Origin of the sequence: Bradyrhizobium diazoefficiens (assembly GCF_016616885.1) — a bacterium.
GTDB lineage: Bacteria > Pseudomonadota > Alphaproteobacteria > Rhizobiales > Xanthobacteraceae > Bradyrhizobium > Bradyrhizobium diazoefficiens_F.
Genome location: NZ_CP067102.1, coordinates 7,631,133 through 7,653,021 on the forward strand (window position 1 = coordinate 7,631,133; position 21,889 = coordinate 7,653,021).

Here is a 21,889-nt window from a genome sequence, read left to right on the forward strand (position 1 = left end):
CATGATTTGATGCAGCCTTAGCGAATGCCGGGCCGCAGCGGAAGGCGGGAATGACGGCTTATGGCCGATAATTGCGGCAGTTTGGTAACACGGACGAGACCGGCGAGAACCATTAGCCAAGCATGCCTGGTCCGACCGCTAACCCTCGAGGCGGGCGATCTCCTCTTCGACGATCGCTCTTAGAGGTAAAAGGGCCTGTTGAACGGTTTCCCACACGAAATGAGCTGCGACGTCCTCATAGTTGTGGCGATAGACATTCCCTGCGGCGGCCATCTGCTTCCATGCGATCGCCGGGTGTCGCGTCTTCAGTTCGTCAGGCAGACGGCGGGATGCTTCTGAAATGATCTCCAGGCATCGCGTAACTGCATAAACCGTCCGCACGTCTGCCGCGAATGCCTCGCGATCAAGGCCGCCGGCGAATCGAATCGCCAAATCGATGTGATGCAGGATGTCGCGGAGAGTTCCGTCGATGCGATCAGAAGGCATAGACAGCGTCGGCCGTTGCGGCGGGAGCGACGTATGATTTCAGGCCGTCGCGGTTGACGACGTCAACCGGCTCATCAAAGAGATTGGCAATATATTCCTTGAGCTCGACGTAATCGAAAACTGTGATCCGCGCATCCGGATCGATCTCGACCATGATATCGACATCGCTCCCGGAATGGTTTTCACCCCTCGCCGCCGAGCCAAACAACGCAGCATGCAAAACGCCCCGCTTGCGCAAGGCGGCCTCGGACCGTCGCAGGATCGCTATCGCGTCGGGACTGTTCATGGACGGAATATAGCACCCCGCCTGTCCCGACGGGAGGCCCCTACTAAGGCCGTTAGACTTACTGCTCCAGCACCATCTGCCCGTTGGCGTACTCAAAGCGCTTCAGGCGGGACAGGAAGGAGAGACCGAGCAGGTTCTCCGACAACGCCTCGTCGGGCAGCACCATGGCGTCGACGTCGCGCACGATGAGACCACCGACGTCCAGCATGGCGATGCGGGTGCGCGCGGCCTTGATGGTGCCGTTGGCGGTGGTGACGTTGGCATTGTAGTCGCTGCGCGAGGGACGCAGACCGAAGCGGGCGGCCGAGGTCTCGTTCAGCGCCACCACGGAGGCGCCGGTGTCGACCATGAAGCCGATGCGCTGGCCGTCGATGCGGCCGTCGGTCTGGAAGTGACCACGGCCGTCGCGGGGGATGTTGAGGCTGCGGCCGCCGGCCGGCGCCGTGGTCGCAACCGCGACCGTCGTATGCGGTGCTGACGTGGCGGAGGCGGAGCTCATCTTGTCTGCCATCTGCGCCATGAAGGTGCCGAGCCCGATCAGAATGGCCGCGAAGATCATTATGTTACGCATCACACCACTTCCGAGCCGGAAAGCTCGATTTGACCACGCGGCACGCCCGTCCGCGAGCGACGCCGTGGCAGAGCCGGCGTCATTTTGACGAAAAGGATGAGCGTACGGTTAATGGAGGGACGTGATCTCACGTCCCGCGCGGCTTGACCCGCCGGGTCGGCAGCGCGCTTGCCGGATCTTCGGGCCAGGGATGGCGGGGATAGCGGCCGCGCAGGTCGGAGCGCACGGCGGCGTAGCTGCCACGCCAGAAGCCGGGGAGATCACGCGTCACCTGCACCGGGCGCTGCGCCGGCGACAGCAGTTCCAGCACCAGCGGCACCTTGCCGGCGGCGATCGACGGATGAGTGTTGAGCCCGAACAATTCCTGGAGCCGCACCGCGATGGTCGGCCCCTGCTCGGCCTCGTAGTCGATCGCGAGCACGCTTCCGGTGGGTGCCTCGAAATGGGTCGGCGCCTCGCGGTCGAGCCGCGTGCGCATCTCCCACGGCAATAGCGCCATCAGCGCATCGGAGAGATCGCCGGCGGAAATGTCCTTCAGCGCGATCTTGTCGTAGAGCGCCGGCACCAGCCAGTCGTCGCGCCGCGCGATCAGCCCGTCGTCGGAGAGATCGGGCCAGCTCTCGCCCTCGGCCTTGCGCAAGAACATGACGCGGTCGCGCCATTGTTTGGCGGCCTTCGACCAGGGCAGCCGGTCGAGGCCGGCAGCAATCAGCCCATCGGCAAAAATGCGCGCGGTGTCCTCGGAGGGCGACACGGCAAGCGTGGCCTCGGACAGCGTGATCGCATGCAGCACGCGCTTGCGCCGCGCGCGCAGCGCCATCGCGCCGCGGTCGAAGGATATCTCGTCGGTCGTGTCGATATGCTCGGCGAAATGCCGCTCGATGTCGTCCTCGGCGATTTGCGCGGCGAGCAGGATGCGGCCGCTCGCAGCCGTCCCCGTCATCTCGCCGATCGCGATATAGGGGGCGCGGGCGAGCGACGAGGTCTGCTCCATCGCGGCGCCACGACCGTTGGCGAGCACGAAACTGCCATTGCCACGGTTGCGCGCGACACGATCCGGGAAGGCATAGGCGAGCATCAGGCCGGTCGAGAGATCCTCCTGCTGTCCCGCTTTCTCGGACGCGGCGACCTGCGAGGCCCAGCGCCTTGCCAGGTCGCGCGCACTTGCGGCCCGCGGCGAACGGTCACGGCGGAACTGGTCGCGCCGATGCTCGAGATCGGCGCTGTCGCCGCCGAGCCCGCGCTCGGTGAGAATGGCCGCGATCTCGGCCGCCTCTTCGCCCGCGCCGGCACGATGCGAATCCACGATCATGCGCGCCAGCCGCGGCGGCAGCGCCAGCGCGCGAAGGCTCTTGCCCTCCGCCGTGATACGGCCGTCGCCATCGAGCGCGTTCAGCTCGGAGAGCAGGCTCTTCGCTTCCTTCCACGCCGGCTGCGGCGGCGGATCCAGGAAGGACAACGCGGCAGCGTCGGCGACGCCCCATTGCGCGAGATCGAGCACCAGCGAGGAGAGGTCCGCGCTCAAAATTTCCGGCTGGGTATAGGGCGCGAGCGAGGCCGTCTGCGGCTCGTCCCAGAGCCGATAGCACACGCCGGGCTCGGTACGGCCGGCGCGGCCGCGGCGCTGGTCGACTGCGGCACGCGCAGCGCGCACGGTCTCGAGCCGCGTCAGGCCGATATCCGGCTCATAGCGAGGCACACGGGCGAGACCGGAATCAACGACGATGCGCACGCCTTCGATCGTCAGCGACGTCTCCGCAATCGAGGTCGCCAGCACGACCTTGCGCATGCCTTTGGGAGCGGGCGAGATGGCGCGGTCCTGCACGGCGGCATCGAGCGCGCCGAACAACGGCACGATCTCGATGGAAGCATCCTGCACGCGTTCGCCGAGAAAGGTCTGGGTGCGGCGGATTTCGGCGGCGCCCGGCAGGAAGGCGAGCACCGAACCGCTATCAGCTCGCAGGGCCGAGGCAATCGCATCGGCCATCTGCCGCTCGATCGGCGCATCTGCCTTGCGGCCGAGATAGCGGGTCTCCACCGCAAAGGCGCGGCCCTCGCTCTCGACGACGGGCGCCTCGCCGAGCAGCTTTGCGACGCGCGCGCCGTCGAGCGTGGCCGACATCACCAGGATGCGCAGATCCTCGCGCAGGCCGAGCTGCGCATCGCGCGCCAGCGCCAGCCCCATGTCGGCGTCGAGCGAGCGTTCGTGGAATTCGTCGAACAGGATCGCGGCAACGCCGGAGAGCTCGGGATCGTCGAGGATCTGGCGGGTAAAAATGCCTTCGGTCACGACCTCGATGCGAGTCGCGCGCGAGATCTTCGAGCCGAAGCGGATGCGATAGCCGACAGTTTCGCCGGCGCGCTCGCCAAGCGACTTGGCCATGCGATCGGCGCTGGCCCGCGCGGCGATACGCCGTGGCTCCAGCACGATGATCTTTTTGCCCTTGGCCCAGGGCGCATCGAGCAGCGCCAGCGGCACGCGCGTGGTCTTGCCAGCGCCGGGCGGGGCCACCAGCACGGCCGCATTGTGCGCCTCCAGCGTGCGCGAGAGGTCGTCGAGCACGGCATCGATCGGGAGGGGCGTGTCGAAGTTGCGGGGCAAGAAATCATCCGGTCGTCATGCCCGGGCTTGTCCCGGGCATCCACGTTCTTTCACCTGGCAGTGAACAAGACGTGGATGGCCGGGACAAGCCCGGCCACGACGGATTTCGGTCAAGAACAATATGTAGCGATCAGCCCTGTACCGGCGGCCGGCCGACGCTCTCATAGGTGAAGCCGGCGGCAGCCATGTCCTCGGGGCTGAAGATATTGCGGAGGTCGACGACGACGGGCTGCGCCATGACGCTCTTCAGCCGGTCGAGATCGAGGCCGCGGAACTGCACCCACTCGGTGACGACGACCAGTGCGTCTGCACCTTGCGCGCAGGAATAGGCGTCCTCGGAGTAAGTGATGCTGGGTAGCTCGCCCTTGGCCTGCTCCATCCCGACGGGATCGTAAGCCTTGACCTTCGCGCCCATGTCGAGGAGGCCAGTCACCAGCGGGATCGACGGCGCGTCGCGCATGTCGTCGGTATCGGGCTTGAAGGTGAGGCCGAGCACGGCGATGGTCTTGCCACGCAAGGAACCGCCGAGCGCCTGGCTCACTTTCCGCGCCATCGCGCGTTTGCGGTTCTCGTTGACCGCGAGCACGGATTCGACGATGCGCAGGCTCACGTCGTAGTCCTGCGCGATCTTGATCAGCGCCTTGGTGTCCTTCGGGAAGCAGGAGCCGCCGAAGCCGGGACCGGCGTGCAGGAATTTGGTGCCGATGCGGTTGTCCAGGCCAATGCCGCGCGCGACCTCCTGGACGTTGGCGCCGACCTTTTCCGAGAGATCCGCGATCTCGTTGATGAAGGTGATCTTGGTCGCGAGGAACGCATTCGCGGCGTATTTGATCATCTCGGCGGTGCGGCGCGCGGTGAACATCAGCGGCGCCTGATTCAGCGACAGTGGGCGATAGACATCGCCCATCACCTTGCGGCCACGCTCGTCGGACGTGCCGACGACGACGCGATCGGGATACTTGAAGTCGCGGATCGCAGCGCCCTCGCGCAGGAACTCCGGATTGGAGGCGACGACGACGTCGGCCTTGGGATTGGCCTCGCGGATGATGCGCTCGACCTCGTCACCGGTGCCGACCGGCACGGTCGACTTCGTCACCACGACGGTGAAGCCGGACAGCGATTGCGCGATCTCTTTCGCCGCAGCGTAGACGTAGGAGAGATCGGCATGACCGTCGCCGCGACGCGACGGCGTGCCGACCGCGATGAACACGGCGTCGGCATCCGCGACCGGCTTCGACAGGTCGGTGGTGAAGTCGAGCCGCTTGGCCTTCACATTGGTCGCGACCAGCTCGTCGAGGCCGGGCTCGTAGATCGGAATCTCGCCGCGCTGCAGGCTAGCGATCTTCTTCTCGTCCTTGTCGACGCAGGTGACGTCGTGACCGAAATCCGCAAAGCAGGCTCCGGACACCAGTCCCACATAACCCGTGCCGATCATCGCGATGCGCATGAAAATCCCTGTTCTAGCTTGGTTAACGAAGCCCCAATCCGGGGCGGTTTAGCATTTTCCCGTCGGGAAGGAAGAGCCCGCGGTCAGAAACCGGCACGCGATTTGTACCGGTAAAGAAGTCGGAAACCACTGGGCGCCACACTGCCTCACGCCCGCACAGGACCGGGCGGAACACGCCTCGAAACGAGACACCATGGCATCAACAGGCACAATCGCCGCGACTGGGGGGCTTCCAAAAGCCTCCGCAGCCGCGCGTGTCGACTGGATCGACTATGCCAAGGGCATCTGCATCGTCATGGTCGTGATGATGCATTCGGTGCTGGGGGTCGAGCTCGCCGCCGGCGAGACCGGTTTCATGCATGTCCTGGTGGCCTTCGCAAAGCCGTTCCGGATGCCGGACTTCTTCATGATTTCGGGCCTGTTCCTGCCGCTGGTGATCGATCGGGACTGGCGGACCTATCTCGACCGCAAGGTGGTGCATTTCGCTTATTTTTATGTCGTCTGGGTGACAATCCAGTTCGGCTTCAAGGCCCCTGCTTTCGCGGCCGAAATCAGCTGGCGCGACGCCGGCCTGCTCTATCTCGAATCCTTCATCGAGCCGTTCGGCACGCTCTGGTTCATCTACTTGCTGCCGATCTTCTTCATCGTCACAAAATTGACACGAAAATTCCCGCCGCTCGCGATCTGGCTCGTGGCGGCCGCGCTGGAGACGGCGCGCATCGCGACCGGCTGGACCGCGATCGACGAGTTCTGTGCGCGCTTCGTCTATTTCTATTCAGGCTATCTGTTCGCGCCTTATGTGTTCGCGCTGTCGGATCGCGCGCGCAGCCATCCCACCCTGGCACTCGCAGCGCTCGCGTGCTGGGTGCTGGTCAATGCCGGCCTCGTCGCATTCGGTGCCAGCGAATGGAAGATCGTGTCGCTCGTGCTCGGCTTCGCCGGCGCCTGTGCCATCATCACGATCGGCGCGCTGCTCGCGCGCGCGCATTGGTGCAACTTCTTGCGCTTCTGCGGCGAGCACTCGATCGTGATCTATCTCGCCTTCTTCCTGCCGATGGCGGCAACGCGGACGCTGCTCTTGCGCAGCGGAATCATCACCGACATCGGCGCGGTGTCGCTGATCGTCACCATCGTCGGCGTGCTGGGATCGCTGGCGATCTGGCGGGCCGCGCTGCGGTTACGCGCCGACTTCCTGTTCGAGCGGCCGGATGCGTTCTGGATCGCGCCGAAGAAGGCCGGGCCGATGTTGCAGGCGGCGGAGTAGCTCGCCGTCGTCGCCCGGCTTGCCGTCTTCGCCAAAGCTTCGCCGGCCCATCACCGAAGAGCCCGGCGAAGCCTTAGCATAGCCGGGACCGGGCGACCCAGTACGCCGAGACGCCAGTGATTGAGCCGAGAAGCCGCAGCGTACTGGATTCCCCGCTTTCGCGGGGAATGCCAGTGGGGATGCGGGGAATGACAATGGGGATAGTGGCGCCAGCGGCCCAAAAATCCCCCTCCCAAGGCTGTCAAAGGCCGCAAAAATTCATACATTGCGGCCATGCCCAAAACCTCACCAAAGACATCCCCGAAGACCGCCGCCAACGCTGACACCAAGGGTGCTGCGCCCAACGCTGCAGACACCAAGCCCGCCGCTGCGCCAGCTGCTGCCAAACCGGTCGCGGCGAAGGCGGCAGGAAAAGGCGACCATGTCTTCCTGGTCGATGGTTCCGGCTACATCTTCCGCGCCTATCACGCGCTGCCGCCGCTGAACCGCAAGTCCGACGGCCTGCAGGTCAATGCCGTGCTGGGCTTCTGCAACATGCTGTGGAAGCTCTTGCGCGAGATGCCGGAGGACAACCGGCCGACGCATCTCGCGATCGTGTTCGACAAGTCGGAGGTCACCTTCCGCAACAAGATCTATCCCGAATACAAGGCGCATCGGGCGCCGGCGCCGGACGATCTGATCCCGCAATTCGCGCTGATCCGTGAAGCCGTGCGCGCCTTCGACCTGCCCTGCCTGGAACAGGTGGGCTTCGAGGCCGACGATCTGATCGCGACCTATGTGCGGCAGGCCTGCGTGCGCGGCGCGACCGCGACCATCGTCTCCTCCGACAAGGATCTGATGCAGCTCGTCACCGATTGCGTCACCATGTACGACACCATGAAGGATCGCCGCATCGGCATCCCCGAGGTGATCGAGAAGTTCGGCGTGCCGCCGGAGAAGGTGGTGGAAGTGCAGGCGCTGGCCGGCGATTCCACCGACAACGTGCCTGGAGTTCCCGGCATCGGCATCAAGACCGCGGCGCAGCTGATCGTCGAATATGGCGATCTTGAACAATTGTTGTTCCGCGCCACCGAGATCAAGCAGCCGAAGCGCCGCGAGGCGCTGATCGAGAATGCCGAGAAGGCGCGGATCTCACGCCAGCTCGTGCTGCTCGACGACAAGGTCGATCTCGAAGTGCCACTGGACGATCTCGCCGTCCACGAGCCTGACGCGCGAAAACTGATCGCCTTCCTGAAGGCGATGGAATTCACCACGCTGACGCGCCGCGTCGCCGACTATTCGCAGATCGACCTTGCCAGCGTCGATGCAGATCCCGGCTATGCGAGCGGTGCCAGCGTATTCTCGCCGCTGCCGCCCTCGGACGTCGTACCCGCGCCAGGAGCGGGCACACCGGCACAAGCCCGGCCGGGCGAGCGCAACACATCTGCGAGCAAGGAAGACAAGGCCGCCAGTCCGAAAGGCGCACCGGTCTCACTCGCCGCAGCGCGCGAAGAGACGCTGCGCAAGCTGCCGGTCGATCGCAGCAAATATCAGGCGATCAAGTCGCTGAAAGAGCTCAACGCCTTCATCGCACGCATCCATGATGCCGGCCACGTTGCGATCGAGATCCGAGGAAACTCGATCGATCCGATGCAGGGCGATTTCTGCGGCATCGCGCTGGCCCTGGCACCGAACGAGGCCTGCTACGTGCCGCTGGCGCACAAGCAGTCCGGCGGCGGCGCCGGCCTGTTCGACGCGGGCCTTGCGCCGGATCAGGTCAAGCACGAAGACGCGATTCAGGCGCTGCGGCCCGTGCTGGAATCGACGGGTATTCTCAAAATCGGCTTCGACGTCAAATTTGCCGCCGTGATGCTGGCGCAGCACGGCATCACCCTGCGCAATGCCGACGATGCGCAGCTGATCTCTTATGTGCTCGACGCCGGGCGCGGCTCGCACGCGTTGGAATCGCTGTCCGAGCGCTGGTTCGGCCATGCCATGCTGAAGGAGAGCGAGCTGCTCGGCAGCGGCAAGGGCAAGATCACCTTCGACCAGGTGCCGATCGACAAGGCGGCACCATTGTCGGCCGAAGGCGCCGACATGGCGCTGCGCGTCTGGCGCGTGCTGAAGCCGCGCCTCGTCGCCGAGCACATGACCACGGTCTACGAGACGCTGGAGCGGCCGCTGGTCTCCGTGCTGGCACGGATGGAACGGCGCGGCATCTCGATCGACCGCCAAGTCTTGTCGCGCCTCTCCGGCGACTTTGCGCAGACCGCAGCGCGCGTCGAAGCCGAGATCCAGGAGATCGCCGGCGAACCCGTCAATGTCGGCAGCCCCAAGCAGATCGGCGACATCCTGTTCGGCAAGATGGGATTGCCCGGCGGCACCAAGACAAAGACCGGCGCGTGGTCGACCACCGCGCAGGTGCTCGACGAGCTCGCCGAGCAGGGTCACGACTTCCCGAAGAAGATTCTGGAGTGGCGCCAGGTCTCGAAGCTGAAATCGACCTACACCGACGCGCTGCCGACCTATGTCAATCCGCAGACCCATCGCGTGCACACGACCTACGCGCTGGCGGCGACCACGACGGGGCGGCTGTCATCGAACGAGCCGAACTTGCAGAACATCCCGGTGCGCACCGAGGACGGTCGCAAGATACGTCGCGCCTTCATCGCGACGCTGGGACACAAGCTGGTCTCCGCCGACTATTCGCAGATCGAGCTGCGCCTGCTGGCCGAGATCGCCGACATTCCCGTGCTGAAGCAGGCGTTCCGCGATGGGCTCGACATTCACGCGATGACGGCCTCGGAAATGTTCGGCGTGCCGATCAAGGGCATGCCGAGCGAGATTCGCCGCCGTGCCAAGGCGATCAATTTCGGCATCATCTACGGCATCTCGGCGTTCGGCCTCGCCAACCAGCTCGGCATCGCCCGTGAGGAGGCGTCGGCCTACATCAAGAAGTATTTTGAGCGCTTCCCCGGCATCCGCGCCTATATGGACGAGACGCGGGATTTCTGCAGGAGCCACGGCTATGTCACTACGCTGTTCGGCCGCAAGTGCCACTATCCTGATATCAAGGCCTCCAACGCCTCGGTGCGCGCCTTCAACGAGCGTGCCGCGATCAACGCGCGGCTTCAGGGCACCGCCGCCGACATCATCCGCCGCGCCATGACGCGCGTGGAGGATGCGCTGGCCGAGAAGAAGCTCTCGGCGCAGATGCTGCTGCAGGTGCATGACGAATTGATCTTCGAGGTGCCGGACGCGGAAGTCGAGAAGACGCTTCCTGTCGTGCAGCACGTGATGCAGGACGCGCCGTTCCCGGCCGTGCTGCTGTCGGTGCCGCTGCATGTGGATGCGCGCGCGGCTAATAATTGGGACGAGGCGCACTGACGGCTGTCCCGATGAAGATCGCCGCCATCTCCGGCAGCCTGCGGGCGGGGTCTAGCAATACCGCAGTACTCCGGGCAGCAGCGCGGCTCGCGCCTGCCGGTGTTGACGTGATCCTGTTCGAGGGAATTGCAGACCTGCCCTTTTTCAATCCGGATCTGGATGGCGATGATGTGCCTGCGCCGGTCCGCGCGATGCGCGAGCTGATCGGACGCGTCGACGGCCTCCTGATCTCGAGCCCCGAATATGCCCGCGGTGTCGCCGGCGTGCTAAAGAACGCGCTCGACTGGCTTGTCGGCAGCCACGAATTTCCGAGCAAGCCGGTTGCGCTGATCAACACGTCACCGCGCGCGACGCACGCGCTGGCCGCCCTGACGCTGACGCTCGAGACGATGTCCGCCCGGCTCGACACGGAGGCCTGCGTGACGCTGCCGCTGCTCGGCGGCGCTTGGGACGAGCATGGCATCGCTGCCGATCCTGCGCTGGCAGAGCTGATACGTTCGGCGATGGAGCGTTTCGTAACATTTATCAGTACCGTACGATCTGAGGCGTAGGACCAGCGAATTGTCCTCCGTGCAATTGCGCGATGGTCTCGCCGTGCCGCGCATATTAGAACCTGTGCATCTCCCGCACGGGTTCATCCATGCCCCATACCTCTGCCTTGCTCGGCTTCGCCCTCGTCTGTCTTGGTCTCGTGCTCACGCCCGGGCCGAACATGATCTATCTGATCTCGCGCTCGATCACGCAGGGGCCGGCGGCCGGCATCGTCTCGCTCGGCGGCGTGGCGCTCGGCTTCGTGTTCTACATGCTGTGCGCGGCGTTCGGCATCACGGCGCTGCTGCTCGCGATTCCCTTTGCTTATGACGCGCTGCGCTTTGCCGGCGCCGGCTACATGCTTTGGCTCGCCTGGCAGGCGGTGAAGCCAGGCGGACGCTCTCCGTTCCAGGTGAGGAAGCTCGCAATCGACAGCCCGCGCAAATTGTTCGCGATGGGACTCGTCACCAATTTGCTCAACCCGAAGATCGCGATGCTGTATCTGGCGCTGCTGCCGCAATTCATCGATCCCACCGCCGGCAGCGTGCTGACGCAGTCGGTGGTGCTGGGCGCGATCCAGATCGCGATCAGCGTCAGTGTCAACGCGATGATCGCGCTCGGAGCCGGATCGATCGCGCTGTTCCTGGCGAGCCGGCCGAGCTGGATGCTGGTGCAGCGCTGGTTGATGGGCACCGCGCTCGCCGGGCTTGCGGTGCGGATGGCGGTGGAGGCGCGGAAGGTGTGAGGCAAACTGGATCGCCCGGTCGAGCCGGGCGATGACACCGGTCACCTCAATCCAGCTTCGCGTCCATGCCGCGCTTCACCGCCGGGCGGGCCATCAGCGCGTCGTACCAGCGCTTGACGTTGGGGAAATCGGCGAGCTCCACCTTGTGGCGAGGATGCCGCCAGGCCCAGCCCAGAATGGCGAAATCGGCGACCGAAAGATCGCCGGCGACGAAATCGCGGGCCTCTAAGCGGCGGTCCAGCACGGCGTAGAGCCGGCGGGTCTCGGCCATGTAACGCTTCAGGCCATAGGCGCGGTCCTGCTCGTTCTCGAGCGCGATGAAATGGTGCACCTGGCCTGGCATCGGCCCGAAACCGCCCATCTGCCACATCAACCATTCATAGACGGGAATGCGCTCGCGAAGCGATTTCGGCAGGAATTTGCCGGTCTTTTCGCCGAGATAGAGCAGGATCGCACCGGACTCGAAGATGCTGACGGGCTTGCCGTCCGGCCCCTCGGGGTCGAGGATCGCGGGGATCTTGTTGTTGGGGGAGAGCTTGAGGAACCCCGGCGCCATCTGCTCGCCCTTGGTGATGTTCACCGGGACCACCTTGTAGGGCAGCCCCATTTCCTCCAGCGCGACGGAGATTTTGCGGCCGTTCGGCGTGTTCCAGGTGTGCAGCTCGATGGTCATTTGCCTTGTTTCCTTCCCGAAGTCCCGGGCATCCACCTACTCCAGAAGGTTGCACCCCCACAACCGGCGGACCGGGATGGCCGATCCCTGTTGACGGGCGGCGCTCCCTCTGGAATGTCGCGGCCGTCGCGGATAAATTCCGCCACCTCTCAAAACCCTCCCGAGGGACCGCCGTGTCGAAATCAGCCTCCCGCGCCCGCCTGTTCGAAATCATCCGCCGCCGCTCCTTCGGGCGCGGCGAGGTGACGCTCGCGTCTGGCCGCAAGAGCGATTTCTATTTCAATCTCAAGCCGACCATGCTGGACCCGGAGGGCGCGACGCTGCTGGCCGAGCTGACCTATGAGACGCTGAAGGACGACAACCTCGATTTCATCGGCGGCCTCGAGATGGGCGCGGTGCCGCTGGCCGGTGCGCTGGCGCAGATCTCCTGGATCAAGGGCCATCCGATCGCGGCCTTCTTCGTGCGCAAGAAGCCGAAGGAGCATGGCGCCAAGCTCGCGATCGAAGGCCTGCCAAGGGGCGAGACGCTCGACGGCAAGCGCGTCGTGATCGTCGAGGACGTCACCACCACCGGCGGCTCGGCGATGAAGGCTGTGGAATCCGTGCGCGAGACCGGCGCCGAAGTGGTGCTGGTGCTGACCATGGTCGACCGCGAGGAAGGCGCCGACGACACCTTCGGTGCTGCCGGCCTGCCGTTCCGCTCGCTGTACAAGGCGTCGGAGTTTTTGAAGGCGTAAACGCCATCGCTGCGGCCGCGCTGCATCGCATTCGGCCCACCTTCAACCCCTCATTTACCATCCCGCTTTATGGTGAATCATGTGCTGAGACCCTGATGGTCCCGGCCGGTTCAGTAGCGTCGGGTGGAGTAAGCGTTGCGTACGATTGTGTCCCATGCGCGCCAGCGGCGTCGCGCGATGCTCGTGGCCGCCACCCTTGCAGCACCGCTGCTTGCAGCTCCGGCCCCGGTTGCGGCCGAAGGCCTGTTCGACTTCCTCTTCGGCGGCGCCCAGCAGCGCCCGCAGCGCGACGTGCCGCAGGCGAACTCCTACGTCGATCCCTTCGCCAGTCAGCAAAACCCGGCCATACAGCCGCAATATGTGCCACCCACCCGCTCGGCGGCGGCCGGCGGCTCCGGCCCGGCGTTCTGCGTGCGCAGTTGCGACGGCAAATATTTTCCGCTGATGCGCGGCGTCGCTTCACCGGCGCAGATGTGTCAGGCTTTCTGTCCTGCCAGCACGACCAAAATCTTTTTCGGCTCCTCGATCGACAGCGCCTATAGCCAGACCGGCGAGCGCTATGCCGACAGCGAGAATGCCTTCGCCTACCGCAGGGCGCTGCGCGCCGATTGTACCTGCAACGGCCGCGAGCCGGCCGGGCTCGCTCCGGTCGATTTGACGCTGGACAGTTCGCTGAAGGCCGGCGACGTCATCGCCACCTCCGATGGCCTCGTTGCCTATACCGGCGTCCGCCTCGGCATGGAGCAAACCGCGGAGTTCACCCCGGTCGCCTCCTATCCCGGCCTCACCGCGCAGGTCCGCGCCCGGCTCGGCGAGATGAAGGTGGCCCCGGTGCGCGCGGAAACGGTGGCGGCAGACGCACCGGCAGCCGAAATCGCGCGCGAGACGCTGCCTGACGTGACGGTGCCGAAGACGCCGGCGAAGTCGGCGAAGCGCGCGGGTTTGGATTGAATTCGTCATTCCGGGACGATGCGCTAGCATCGAACCCGGAATGACAGTTGAAATCACCGCCCAATAATCACCCCGATCACATTCGGCGCCGCCAGATATTTCTCCTCGATCGCCGCACGCGCGGCAGCGCGGTTTTCGGCGGTCAGCAGGCCGCGCTTCTCGGCCAAAATCATCCAGCAAAAGCCCCACCAGTCGGTCAGCATGCCCGTCTCGCTGACGAGGTCATAGCCCTGCTCGGCCGCGAAGATCCGCGCATGCGCTTCGTCCAGCGTGTCGAGGAAATGATGATCCTCGGGTGCGAACAGATCGTCGCTGATGTCGTCGATCGTGTAGCCCCAGATTGACTGGCACACCGCGTTGAACTCGCGGTCGAACTGGTCGTCGTCGACGGTATAGCGCCGCGCCGCCTGATGCAGCCGCGACAGTGACCGCGCGAAATCGGCGATCCGGGTGAGAGCAAACTGATCGAAGGCAATGGTGGACATGTAGTCCTCGCGACGGCTGTCAGACCCTAGATATTGTGTCGGCAATGCGCCGAATCACAATGATATATCAAAGACTTGCTAAAGTGTTCTTAATTTGTTCTGATGCTGAGCAAAGGATTATCGGTGGCCGTCGTCCCGGCGAAGGCCGGGACCCATAGCCACCGCTGTCAGACGTTTTCGGAAATGGGGCCCAGCGATGAATGCACCCGCCGCGTACTATGTTTACATTCTCGCGAGCCGGCGCTACGGCACGCTTTACATCGGCGTCTGCAATGACATCAGCAACCGGCTCACATTGCATCGCTCGGGACGAGGCTCGAAGTTCGTCAAGAAGTATGGCGTGACACGGCTGGTCTACGTCGAGACGTTTGCATCGCCATCTGAAGCGATCGCACGCGAGAAAGCATTGAAGGAATGGCAACGCGACTGGAAAATCCGCCTGATTGAGCAGGGAAATCCAGATTGGCGCGATCTCTCACATCTCATCTGAGAGCGGTGGCTATGGGTCCCGGCCTTCGCCGGGACGACACCATCTTTGTTGCGCAAGTCGGGCTCAATTCACCGCCGACATCAACTTATCCCCGCACGCGCTCGCGTAAAACTTGCCGCCGCATTGGCGCTTGATGGCGGCGCAACGGGCGGAAGGAGATGCATTTTGCGGAAGCGAGAAGCCGCAGCTGAGGCCATCGGCGCTGCGGCCCTTGCCGGCGGCGAAGGCGGCGCTCGACGTGGCGATGCAGATGACAAGAAGCGCTGCGGCAGCGATTTCGATCAGCAGTCTCATGGGGCGTCTCCTCCACACTGCTGGCTGAATCTGTGCCCAATGTAGCACCAAATTCACGGTCCCCCGTGCTCGTCCGGGTTCCCAAGTCGGCCCGTTCCTTGCATAATTTTACGCCAACGCAGTGCACGGCCGCGCCAGCGATGGTTCCGGTGCAGGGGCAAGACGCGTAGGTTAGAACAAGACGCGTAGGTTAGAAGACGCGTAGGGTTTTAGTGGTGTTCTCGCGACCAGGAAGTGACGGCCTTGCAAGATCAATCGTTCCAGCCAAATTTCCCCACCCCCGGTCAGCCCATCGACGAACTCGCGTTGTCGGAGATCAAGGGCGCGATCCTGGCGAAGCTGCGCCTTGCCATTGGCAAGGATGCCGGCATGGCGACCAGGCATGACTGGTACCAGGCCGCGGCGCTCGCACTGCGCGACCGCATCGTGCATCGCTGGCTCTCGGCCGAGAAGCGCAGCTACGACGCAGGCCGCAAGCGCGTCTATTATCTCTCGCTCGAATTCCTGATCGGCCGCCTCTTCACCGACGCGCTCAACAACATGGGCCTCTTGAATATCTTCGAGGTCGCGCTCGGCGATCTCGGCGTGTCGCTGCCTGAGCTGCGCAAATGCGAGCCGGACGCGGCGCTCGGCAATGGCGGCCTCGGCCGCCTCGCCGCCTGCTTCATGGAGAGCATGGCGACACTGTCGATTCCCGCGATCGGCTACGGAATCCGCTACGATTACGGCCTGTTTCGCCAGATCATCAACCAGGGCTGGCAGCAGGAATATCCGGACGAATGGCTCGGCTTCGGCAACCCCTGGGAATTGCAACGGCCGGAAGTGATCTACGACATCAATTTCGGCGGCGGCGTCGAGCATGTCGATGACAAGGGCCGCGACCGCGCGATCTGGCACGCGAGCGAGACGGTGCAGGCGATCGCTTATGACACGCCGATCGTCGGCTGGCGCGGCCAGCACGTCAACGCGCTGCGGCTGTGGTCGGCACGCTCGCCCGATCCGCTCAAGCTCGATGCCTTCAACAAGGGCGACTATGTCAGCGCCAGCGCCGAGCAGTCGCGCGCCGAAGCGATCTGCAAATTTCTCTATCCGAACGACGAGAGCCCGGCGGGCCGCGAGCTGCGGCTGCGCCAGGAATATTTCTTCGTCTCGGCGTCGCTGCAGGATCTCATCAAGCGGCATCTCGCCTCCGACGGCCAGCTGCGCAGCCTGTCGTCCAAGGTCGCGGTGCAGCTCAACGACACCCATCCGAGCCTCGCCGTCACCGAGCTGATGCGCATCCTCGTCGACCTCCACAACTTCCGCTGGGACGAGGCGTGGAAGATCACGGTCGCGACGCTGTCCTACACCAATCATACGCTGCTGCCGGAAGCGCTGGAGACCTGGCCGGTCGAGCTGTTCGAGCGGCTGCTGCCGCGCCATCTCGAGATCATCTACCGCATCAACGTGCAGCATCTTGCGCTCGCCGAAGCGCGTGCCCCCGGTGATATCGACTTCCGCGCCTCGGTCTCGCTGATCGACGAGAAGAGTGGCCGCCGCGTCCGCATGGGCCAGCTCGCCTTCGTCGGCTCGCACCGCATCAACGGCGTCTCGGCGATGCATTCGGATCTGATGCGCGAGACTGTGTTTCACGATCTCAACCATCTCTATCCAGGCCGCATCACCAACAAGACCAACGGCATCACCTTCCGCCGCTGGCTAATGCTGGCGAACCCGAAGCTCACCGATCTCCTGCGCGAGACCTGCGGCGAGGCCGTGCTCGACGACCCGACCCAGCTCTCGCTGATCGAGGCCCGCGCCAGCGACGTCGAATTTCAGAAAAAATTCCGCAGCGTCAAGCTTCACAATAAGACCGCGCTGGCGCGCCTGATCGGCGAACGGATCGGCATCAAGGTCGACCCGACCGCACTGTTCGACGTGCAGATCAAGCGCATCCACGAATACAAGCGTCAGCTCCTCAACGTCGTCGAGACAGTCGCGCTGTATCAGTCGATCAAGGACGATCCCAACGGCAATTGGGTGCCGCGGGTGAAGATCTTTGCCGGCAAGGCTGCTGCGAGCTACCGCTACGCCAAGCTGATCATCAAGCTGATCAACGACGTCGCCGAGGTCGTCAACAACGATCCCGCTATCGGCGGCAGACTGAAGGTCGTCTTCCTGCCCGACTACAATGTCAGCCTCGCCGAGATCATCATCCCCGCGGCCGACCTCTCCGAGCAGATCTCGACCGCCGGCATGGAAGCCTCCGGCACCGGCAACATGAAGCTGGCGCTCAATGGCGCCATCACCATCGGCACGCTCGACGGCGCAAATATCGAGATCCGCGACCAGGTCGGCGCGGAGAACATCGCGATCTTCGGCATGGAGGCCGGCGACGTCATGATCCGACGCAAGCAGGGGTTAGATGCCTCCGACGCGGTCCGGAAGTCGCCAAAGCTCCAGCGCGCCATCAATGCGATCGGCACCGGCGAGTTCTCGCCCGGCGATCCCGGCCGCTTCGAATCCATCGCGCATGCGCTGCGCTATCTCGACCACTACATGGTCAGCGCCGATTTCGATTCCTATTACGAGGCGCAGCGTGCGGTCGACGCGCGATGGCAGGTGGCGCCGGCCTGGACCCGCGCCTCCATCCTCAACGTCGCGCGCATGGCGTGGTTCTCCTCCGACCGCACCATCCGCGAATACGCCGAGGAGATTTGGAACGTGCCGGTCAATCCGATCACGCCGCCATTCCAGATGGCAGAGGATCTGCACGACGCCGCGAGCTGATTTTTCCGCAGCGTGAAATCGGCGTTACCTGCGGGGTCATTGCATCTCGCAGAGGGGATGATGATATGATTATCGTCATCCCCCAAGTGCCATCGATCTGGATTGCGTCGCTGCGCTCGCAATGACGATGGGGTCGGCATCGAGGACCAAGAATGCACGCCAAGCTCCCGCACCCCTTCGACGACGCCACCCGCATCACCGCCGGTGACAGCAGCTGGCAGGGGCACACCAGCGATGACTACTGGGCCTTCGTCGGACCGTTCGGCGGCGCGACTGCGGCGACCATCCTGCGCGCGCTGATCGAGCATCCACAACGCGCCGGCGATCCGCTGGCGCTGACCGTCAATTACTGCGCACCGATCGCCAAGGGTCCGTTCGATCTCGACCTCCGGCTGGTGAAGGCCAACCGCTCTAGCCAGCACTGGAGCGTCGAACTGTCGCAGGGCGGCGGCGAGGTCGCTACGCTCGCCACCGCGGTATTCGCGGAGCGCCGGCCGTCCTGGGAGCACAGGGTGGCGCAATATCCGGATACAAAGCCGTTCGAACAGACGCTGCCATTTCCGAAGATCGCAGCGTCCTGGGCCAACCAGTACGAATTCCGCTTCGTCGAGGGCGAAATGCGGCTCGGCCCGCCGCGGCCAGAGCTCGCGAGCACTTACTCGAAGCTCTGGATCAGCGATCGCGAGCCGCGCAGGCTCGACATGCTGTCGCTGATGTCGATGTCGGACGCCTTCTTCGGCCGCATCTTCCACGCACGCCGCGAGCTGGTGCCATTCGGCACGGTGTCGCTGACGACCTATTTCCACACTGACGCGGAGGAGCTCGCAGCCGAAGATATTACGCGCGTGCTTGCGACCGCTGATTCGAAGATCATGCACAAGAGCTACGCCGACCAGAACGCTGAGTTGTGGTCGCCGAACGGCAGGCTGCTCGCGACGACGACGCAGATTGCGTATTTCAAGGCGTAAGCGTTTTCACGACCTCGTCATTGCGAGTTTAGCACCGGCCGGTGGCCGACCCGCGCTTGATGTAACGGCGTCGAGGTCGGAAGATGGGGAGCTGCCGGCAGCGAGGTCGGCTGCTGTCTGGTGCCGAGAGCCCGATTGCGAGTTTGGACCCGGGATGCCTTGATGACCCCAACTGGAGCCCGGGGCGAGAGCCCCGGAGCCCGCTTCTTAGACTTCCTATCGATGAGGCCCCACGCCGGCAGTGCAAGCGTTGGAGGCGCCAATGGATGTCTTATACGAACGAGTGGCCGGATTGGATGTGCATAAGGCGACGGTCGTTGCCTGTGTGCGGAGAACGACGGCAGGGAAGGTGGAGCGGGAATGCCGCACCTTTGAGACGACGACGGCAGGGTTGCTGGCCTTGCTCGAGTGGCTGAGAGAAAGCAAGTGCACGCATGTCGCCATGGAGGCCACCGGCGTGTATTGGAAGCCGGTCTGGAACATTCTGAGCGATGGCGCTTTCGAGCTCATCCTGGCCAACGCCGCGCATATCAAGAACGTGCCTGGCCGCAAGACCGACATGAACGATGCGATGTGGATCGCCGATCTCGTGGCATGCGGCCTGCTGAAGGCGAGCTTCGTACCCAAGGAACGGCTGCAGGAGCTGCGCTCGCTGATGCGGACCCGCAAACAGCTTACGCGCGAGCAGACGCGGCATGTGCAGAGAATCGACAAGACGCTGGAATCTGCCAACATCAAGCTCGGTTCGGTGATCTGCGAGGTCATGGGTGTCAGCGGCCGACGCATGATCGAGGCGATGATCGCGGGGGTGCGTGACCCGAGCAAGCTGGCAGCGTTGGCTCATGCGCAGATCAAGGCCTCTCCCAAACAGCTTTATGACGCGCTCCATGGTCGGCTGACTGAGCATCATCGTTTTCTCCTGCAATTGCACATCGGGCAATACGATGCCCTGAGTGCGGCCATCGATCAGATCGATCGGCAAGTCGACACCGCGATTGCCAGGCTGGATAAGGAGGCCGCCGACGGCCAGGCCTCCTTTCGCGATCTGATCTCGCTCCTTTGTACGATCCCAGGTGTCAGCACCTTGGCTGGCACATCGATCCTGGCCGAGATTGGCCGCGACATGAGCCGCTTCCCGAGCGCAGGCCATCTCGTCGCCTGGGCTGGGTTGTGTCCGGGACAGAATGAGAGCGCCGGCAAGCGCAAACGCACGCGGCTGCGCAAAGGAGCGCCATGGCTGAAGACCATGCTCGTGCAGTGTGCCTGGGCCGCCAAGCGAAAGAAGGACAGCTTCTACAATGCCCGCTTCAACCGCCTGAGCCGCCGCCGTGGACCACAGAAAGCCATCTGCGCCGTGGCAGCCTCCCTGCTCACCGCCATCTATCATATGTTCAAGGACGGAACCGAGCACCACGACTTAGGCGCCGCGCATTTCGATCATCGCTCAACCGCCGCAAAGGCCAGACGTCTCGTCGCCCAGCTAGCCAAGCTTGGTTATGCCGCTCAGCTCCAGCCACTTCCGGAGGCCGCCTGATCCAGCCTAGTTACTTCTTAGCGCAGCGAGGATTCCATGGGGAGTGGATAGCGACCAGATCTGAGGCCAGACTGAGGTTGCTAAATCCATTCAACCTGGAGACGACGATATTGCTCGATCATCCTTCCGACGGACCGGCCGCTATCCGCACGCAGTTTGGCGCAATTTTTGTGTCATTGGAACTGAGCCGCTCGACATGGCTGGTGACCTCGCTGTCGCCCGGCAAGGGCGAGAAGATGTCCAGACACAGCGTGGAGGCCGGTGATATTGCGGCACTCTTGAAGCTGTTTGCAGAGCTGAAACAGAAGGCCCTGGCCCGAACGGGGGAGAACTATCCGATCATCACCATCCAGGAGGCTGGACTGGATGGGTTCTGGCTTCACCGCGCTTTGCAGCAGGAGGGCATTGAAAGCCACGTGGTCGATCCGGCCTCGATCGCGACGCCGCGCCGGCGCCGGCGGGCCAAGACGGACAGGCTCGATGGCGAGACGCTGCTGCGGTCGCTTCTGGCCTACAAGCGCGGCGAGCCGCGGGTCTGCGCGATGGTGGTTGCTCCTTCACCGGAGGACGAGGATCGCCGCCGACTTTGCCGCGAGCGGCGGACATTGATCGCGGAGCGGATCGAGCACGTCAACCGGATCAAGGGGCTGCTGTTTGCACAAGGGATATCCGGCTATGTGCCGCTGCGGCGCGACCGCAAGGCACGGCTCGAGGCCTTGCGCACCGGGGACGGGCGCCCGTTGCCGCAGCATTTGAAGGCGCAGGTCGGCCGCGAGCTCGCCCGGCTCGAACTGCTGCTCGAGCAGATCGCGGCGGTGGAGCGCGAGCAAGAGGCGCTACTGACGGCGAGCAAGCCAACCGGCGAGAAGGCTGCATCGGACCCGGTCACCATGCTGCTCGGCCTGAAGAGCCTGGGCCCGAACTTCGCTGCCGTTCTCTGGACGGAAGCCTTCTGGCGCCAGTTTGCCAACCGCCGCCAGGTCGCCTCCTATGCGGGGCTTGCGGCCACGCCATCGGTATCGAGCGCGAGCAGGGCGTGTCGAAGGCCGGCAATCCGCGGCTGAGAACCACGATGATCCAGCTCGCCTGGTTGTGGATACGCCACCAGCCCCAATCGGCTCTGACCCAATGGTTCAAGGCCAACAGCCAGCGCGGCCGCAAGCGCGCGATCGTGGCGTTGGCGCGCAAGCTGCTGGTCGCCTTGTGGAAGTATGTCACCCAGGGCGTCGTGATCGAGGGGGCCGTGATGAAGCCTGCCGCCTGAGCCCTCTTCACCACCTCAAAACCAATCTGCCGAGGTCCGATCGAACCTCGGCTGATCCGGGTGACGAACCGATGGATTGCATGGCTTCAAACGCCGCAACGAAGAATGGCCTCGTCCTCTCGAGCCTGCCCGCCGCAAGCGGAATGTTGGTGCTGTCGCTATCACGCGACGACCGAATGTGAGTTTGATCTGGCAAGCAAAACCAGATTGTCAAAACTGGCTCGAACCTGAGATCGCCTGACGACAAGGAGTTATCCGCCCGACCACCAAAGCCTGATGGCGTGCTCGCTCAAGTCAAGGTCAAGCCGCTTCGCAGCGGCCCTACGGGCCGACCTTGACTCGATCTGCGCGCGCCATCCGAAGGGCCCCACGGTCGGGACGAAGAGCTGGCTGCAATCGAACAAAAAGCTGAACTACCACCTTGAC

At 64.1% G+C, this 21,889-nt stretch carries 18 protein-coding genes and 1 pseudogene; 11 read left to right on the top strand and 8 right to left on the bottom strand.

Annotated features, from left to right (window positions below):
• Window positions 1–138: 138 nt before the first annotated feature.
• The 5 genes from JJC00_RS35615 to JJC00_RS35635 form a co-directional block, all read right to left on the bottom strand.
• Window positions 139–486, bottom strand: a complete 348-nt coding sequence (locus JJC00_RS35615) for a HepT-like ribonuclease domain-containing protein (RefSeq protein WP_200470388.1) — start codon at window positions 484–486, stop codon at window positions 139–141.
• Entirely contained in the window at window positions 476–724 is a 249-nt protein-coding gene (locus JJC00_RS35620) for a nucleotidyltransferase family protein (RefSeq protein WP_349643525.1), read from the bottom strand. Before JJC00_RS35620 ends, JJC00_RS35615 begins: the two co-directional genes overlap by 11 nt.
• A gap of 106 nt (window positions 725–830) precedes the next feature.
• The gene (locus JJC00_RS35625) at window positions 831–1,343 is read right to left on the bottom strand and encodes a TIGR02281 family clan AA aspartic protease (RefSeq protein ID WP_200470390.1); all 513 of its coding nucleotides are present in this window, start codon (window positions 1,341–1,343) and stop codon (window positions 831–833) included.
• A gap of 127 nt (window positions 1,344–1,470) precedes the next feature.
• Window positions 1,471–3,945: an ATP-dependent helicase HrpB gene (hrpB, locus tag JJC00_RS35630; RefSeq protein ID WP_200470391.1), complete on the bottom strand. Its 2,475-nt coding sequence runs from the start codon at window positions 3,943–3,945 to the stop codon at window positions 1,471–1,473.
• Between the two features lie 130 nt (window positions 3,946–4,075).
• On the bottom strand, window positions 4,076–5,392 hold the full coding sequence (locus JJC00_RS35635) for a UDP-glucose dehydrogenase family protein (RefSeq protein ID WP_200470392.1): 1,317 nt from the start codon (window positions 5,390–5,392) through the stop codon (window positions 4,076–4,078).
• Between the two features lie 193 nt (window positions 5,393–5,585).
• Between JJC00_RS35635 and JJC00_RS35640 the strand changes: the two genes are divergently transcribed.
• From JJC00_RS35640 to JJC00_RS35655, 4 genes are all read left to right on the top strand, one after another.
• Window positions 5,586–6,656, top strand: a complete 1,071-nt coding sequence (locus JJC00_RS35640; protein ID WP_200470393.1) for an acyltransferase family protein — start codon at window positions 5,586–5,588, stop codon at window positions 6,654–6,656.
• Between the two features lie 273 nt (window positions 6,657–6,929).
• Window positions 6,930–10,022, top strand: coding sequence for a DNA polymerase I (gene polA, locus JJC00_RS35645; RefSeq protein ID WP_200470394.1), 3,093 nt, complete (start codon window positions 6,930–6,932; stop codon window positions 10,020–10,022).
• An 11-nt stretch (window positions 10,023–10,033) separates the two neighbouring features.
• Window positions 10,034–10,573 (top strand): NADPH-dependent FMN reductase, encoded by a 540-nt coding sequence (locus tag JJC00_RS35650; RefSeq protein ID WP_200470395.1) that lies wholly within the window; start codon window positions 10,034–10,036, stop codon window positions 10,571–10,573.
• An 89-nt stretch (window positions 10,574–10,662) separates the two neighbouring features.
• Window positions 10,663–11,298 carry a LysE family translocator gene (locus JJC00_RS35655; RefSeq protein WP_200470396.1) on the top strand — a complete coding sequence of 212 codons (636 nt, stop codon included), beginning with the start codon at window positions 10,663–10,665 and terminating at the stop codon, window positions 11,296–11,298.
• A gap of 46 nt (window positions 11,299–11,344) precedes the next feature.
• Here the strand turns inward: JJC00_RS35655 and JJC00_RS35660 are convergent, their stop codons facing one another.
• Entirely contained in the window at window positions 11,345–11,971 is a 627-nt protein-coding gene (locus JJC00_RS35660; protein WP_200470397.1) for a glutathione S-transferase family protein, read from the bottom strand.
• A 173-nt stretch (window positions 11,972–12,144) separates the two neighbouring features.
• Between JJC00_RS35660 and pyrE the strand changes: the two genes are divergently transcribed.
• The gene (pyrE, locus tag JJC00_RS35665) at window positions 12,145–12,708 is read left to right on the top strand and encodes an orotate phosphoribosyltransferase (RefSeq protein ID WP_200470398.1); all 564 of its coding nucleotides are present in this window, start codon (window positions 12,145–12,147) and stop codon (window positions 12,706–12,708) included.
• A 177-nt stretch (window positions 12,709–12,885) separates the two neighbouring features.
• A complete protein-coding gene (locus tag JJC00_RS35670; RefSeq protein WP_200474343.1) occupies window positions 12,886–13,659 on the top strand; it encodes a DUF2865 domain-containing protein in 774 nt (257 codons plus the stop codon).
• Window positions 13,660–13,712: 53 nt separating this feature from the next.
• Here JJC00_RS35670 and JJC00_RS35675 read toward each other — a convergent pair whose 3' ends face one another.
• The gene (locus tag JJC00_RS35675) at window positions 13,713–14,144 is read right to left on the bottom strand and encodes a hypothetical protein (protein ID WP_200470399.1); all 432 of its coding nucleotides are present in this window, start codon (window positions 14,142–14,144) and stop codon (window positions 13,713–13,715) included.
• A 196-nt stretch (window positions 14,145–14,340) separates the two neighbouring features.
• Here JJC00_RS35675 and JJC00_RS35680 point away from each other — a divergent pair, with 196 nt between their 5' ends.
• A complete protein-coding gene (locus JJC00_RS35680) occupies window positions 14,341–14,634 on the top strand; it encodes a GIY-YIG nuclease family protein (RefSeq protein ID WP_200470400.1) in 294 nt (97 codons plus the stop codon).
• Between the two features lie 63 nt (window positions 14,635–14,697).
• Here the strand turns inward: JJC00_RS35680 and JJC00_RS35685 are convergent, their stop codons facing one another.
• A complete protein-coding gene (locus tag JJC00_RS35685) occupies window positions 14,698–14,928 on the bottom strand; it encodes a hypothetical protein (RefSeq protein WP_200470401.1) in 231 nt (76 codons plus the stop codon).
• 243 nt (window positions 14,929–15,171) lie between these two features.
• On the opposite strand from JJC00_RS35685, the gene JJC00_RS35690 reads away from it, so the two are divergent.
• The 4 genes and pseudogenes from JJC00_RS35690 (at window position 15,172) to JJC00_RS35705 (ending at window position 21,463) form a co-directional block, all read left to right on the top strand.
• Complete coding sequence (locus JJC00_RS35690; RefSeq protein WP_200470402.1) at window positions 15,172–17,697, top strand: glycogen/starch/alpha-glucan phosphorylase; 2,526 nt, start codon at window positions 15,172–15,174, stop codon at window positions 17,695–17,697.
• A 152-nt stretch (window positions 17,698–17,849) separates the two neighbouring features.
• Window positions 17,850–18,665, top strand: a complete 816-nt coding sequence (locus JJC00_RS35695; RefSeq protein ID WP_200470403.1) for an acyl-CoA thioesterase — start codon at window positions 17,850–17,852, stop codon at window positions 18,663–18,665.
• A gap of 262 nt (window positions 18,666–18,927) precedes the next feature.
• Window positions 18,928–20,199, top strand: coding sequence for an IS110 family transposase (locus tag JJC00_RS35700; protein WP_200470404.1), 1,272 nt, complete (start codon window positions 18,928–18,930; stop codon window positions 20,197–20,199).
• A gap of 110 nt (window positions 20,200–20,309) precedes the next feature.
• A pseudogene (locus tag JJC00_RS35705) lies at window positions 20,310–21,463 on the top strand (IS110 family transposase).
• The last annotated feature ends 426 nt before the right edge of the window (window positions 21,464–21,889 follow it).

What these genes read in the sequence shown, in the direction of transcription:
- JJC00_RS35650 (WP_200470395.1), top strand. Translation starts at nt 10,034, where the DNA reads ATGAAGATCGCCGCCATCTCCGGCAGCCTGCGGGCGGGGTCTAGCAAT.
- JJC00_RS35670 (WP_200474343.1), top strand. Translation starts at nt 12,886, where the DNA reads ATGCTCGTGGCCGCCACCCTTGCAGCACCGCTGCTTGCAGCTCCGGCC.
- JJC00_RS35635 (WP_200470392.1), bottom strand. Translation starts at nt 5,392, where the DNA reads ATGCGCATCGCGATGATCGGCACGGGTTATGTGGGACTGGTGTCCGGA.
- JJC00_RS35680 (WP_200470400.1), top strand. Translation starts at nt 14,341, where the DNA reads ATGAATGCACCCGCCGCGTACTATGTTTACATTCTCGCGAGCCGGCGC.
- JJC00_RS35640 (WP_200470393.1), top strand. Translation starts at nt 5,586, where the DNA reads ATGGCATCAACAGGCACAATCGCCGCGACTGGGGGGCTTCCAAAAGCC.
- JJC00_RS35615 (WP_200470388.1), bottom strand. Translation starts at nt 486, where the DNA reads ATGCCTTCTGATCGCATCGACGGAACTCTCCGCGACATCCTGCATCAC.
- JJC00_RS35655 (WP_200470396.1), top strand. Translation starts at nt 10,663, where the DNA reads ATGCCCCATACCTCTGCCTTGCTCGGCTTCGCCCTCGTCTGTCTTGGT.
- JJC00_RS35675 (WP_200470399.1), bottom strand. Translation starts at nt 14,144, where the DNA reads ATGTCCACCATTGCCTTCGATCAGTTTGCTCTCACCCGGATCGCCGAT.
- JJC00_RS35625 (WP_200470390.1), bottom strand. Translation starts at nt 1,343, where the DNA reads ATGCGTAACATAATGATCTTCGCGGCCATTCTGATCGGGCTCGGCACC.
- polA (WP_200470394.1), top strand. Translation starts at nt 6,930, where the DNA reads ATGCCCAAAACCTCACCAAAGACATCCCCGAAGACCGCCGCCAACGCT.
- JJC00_RS35695 (WP_200470403.1), top strand. Translation starts at nt 17,850, where the DNA reads ATGCACGCCAAGCTCCCGCACCCCTTCGACGACGCCACCCGCATCACC.
- JJC00_RS35660 (WP_200470397.1), bottom strand. Translation starts at nt 11,971, where the DNA reads ATGACCATCGAGCTGCACACCTGGAACACGCCGAACGGCCGCAAAATC.
- JJC00_RS35685 (WP_200470401.1), bottom strand. Translation starts at nt 14,928, where the DNA reads ATGAGACTGCTGATCGAAATCGCTGCCGCAGCGCTTCTTGTCATCTGC.
- JJC00_RS35700 (WP_200470404.1), top strand. Translation starts at nt 18,928, where the DNA reads ATGGATGTCTTATACGAACGAGTGGCCGGATTGGATGTGCATAAGGCG.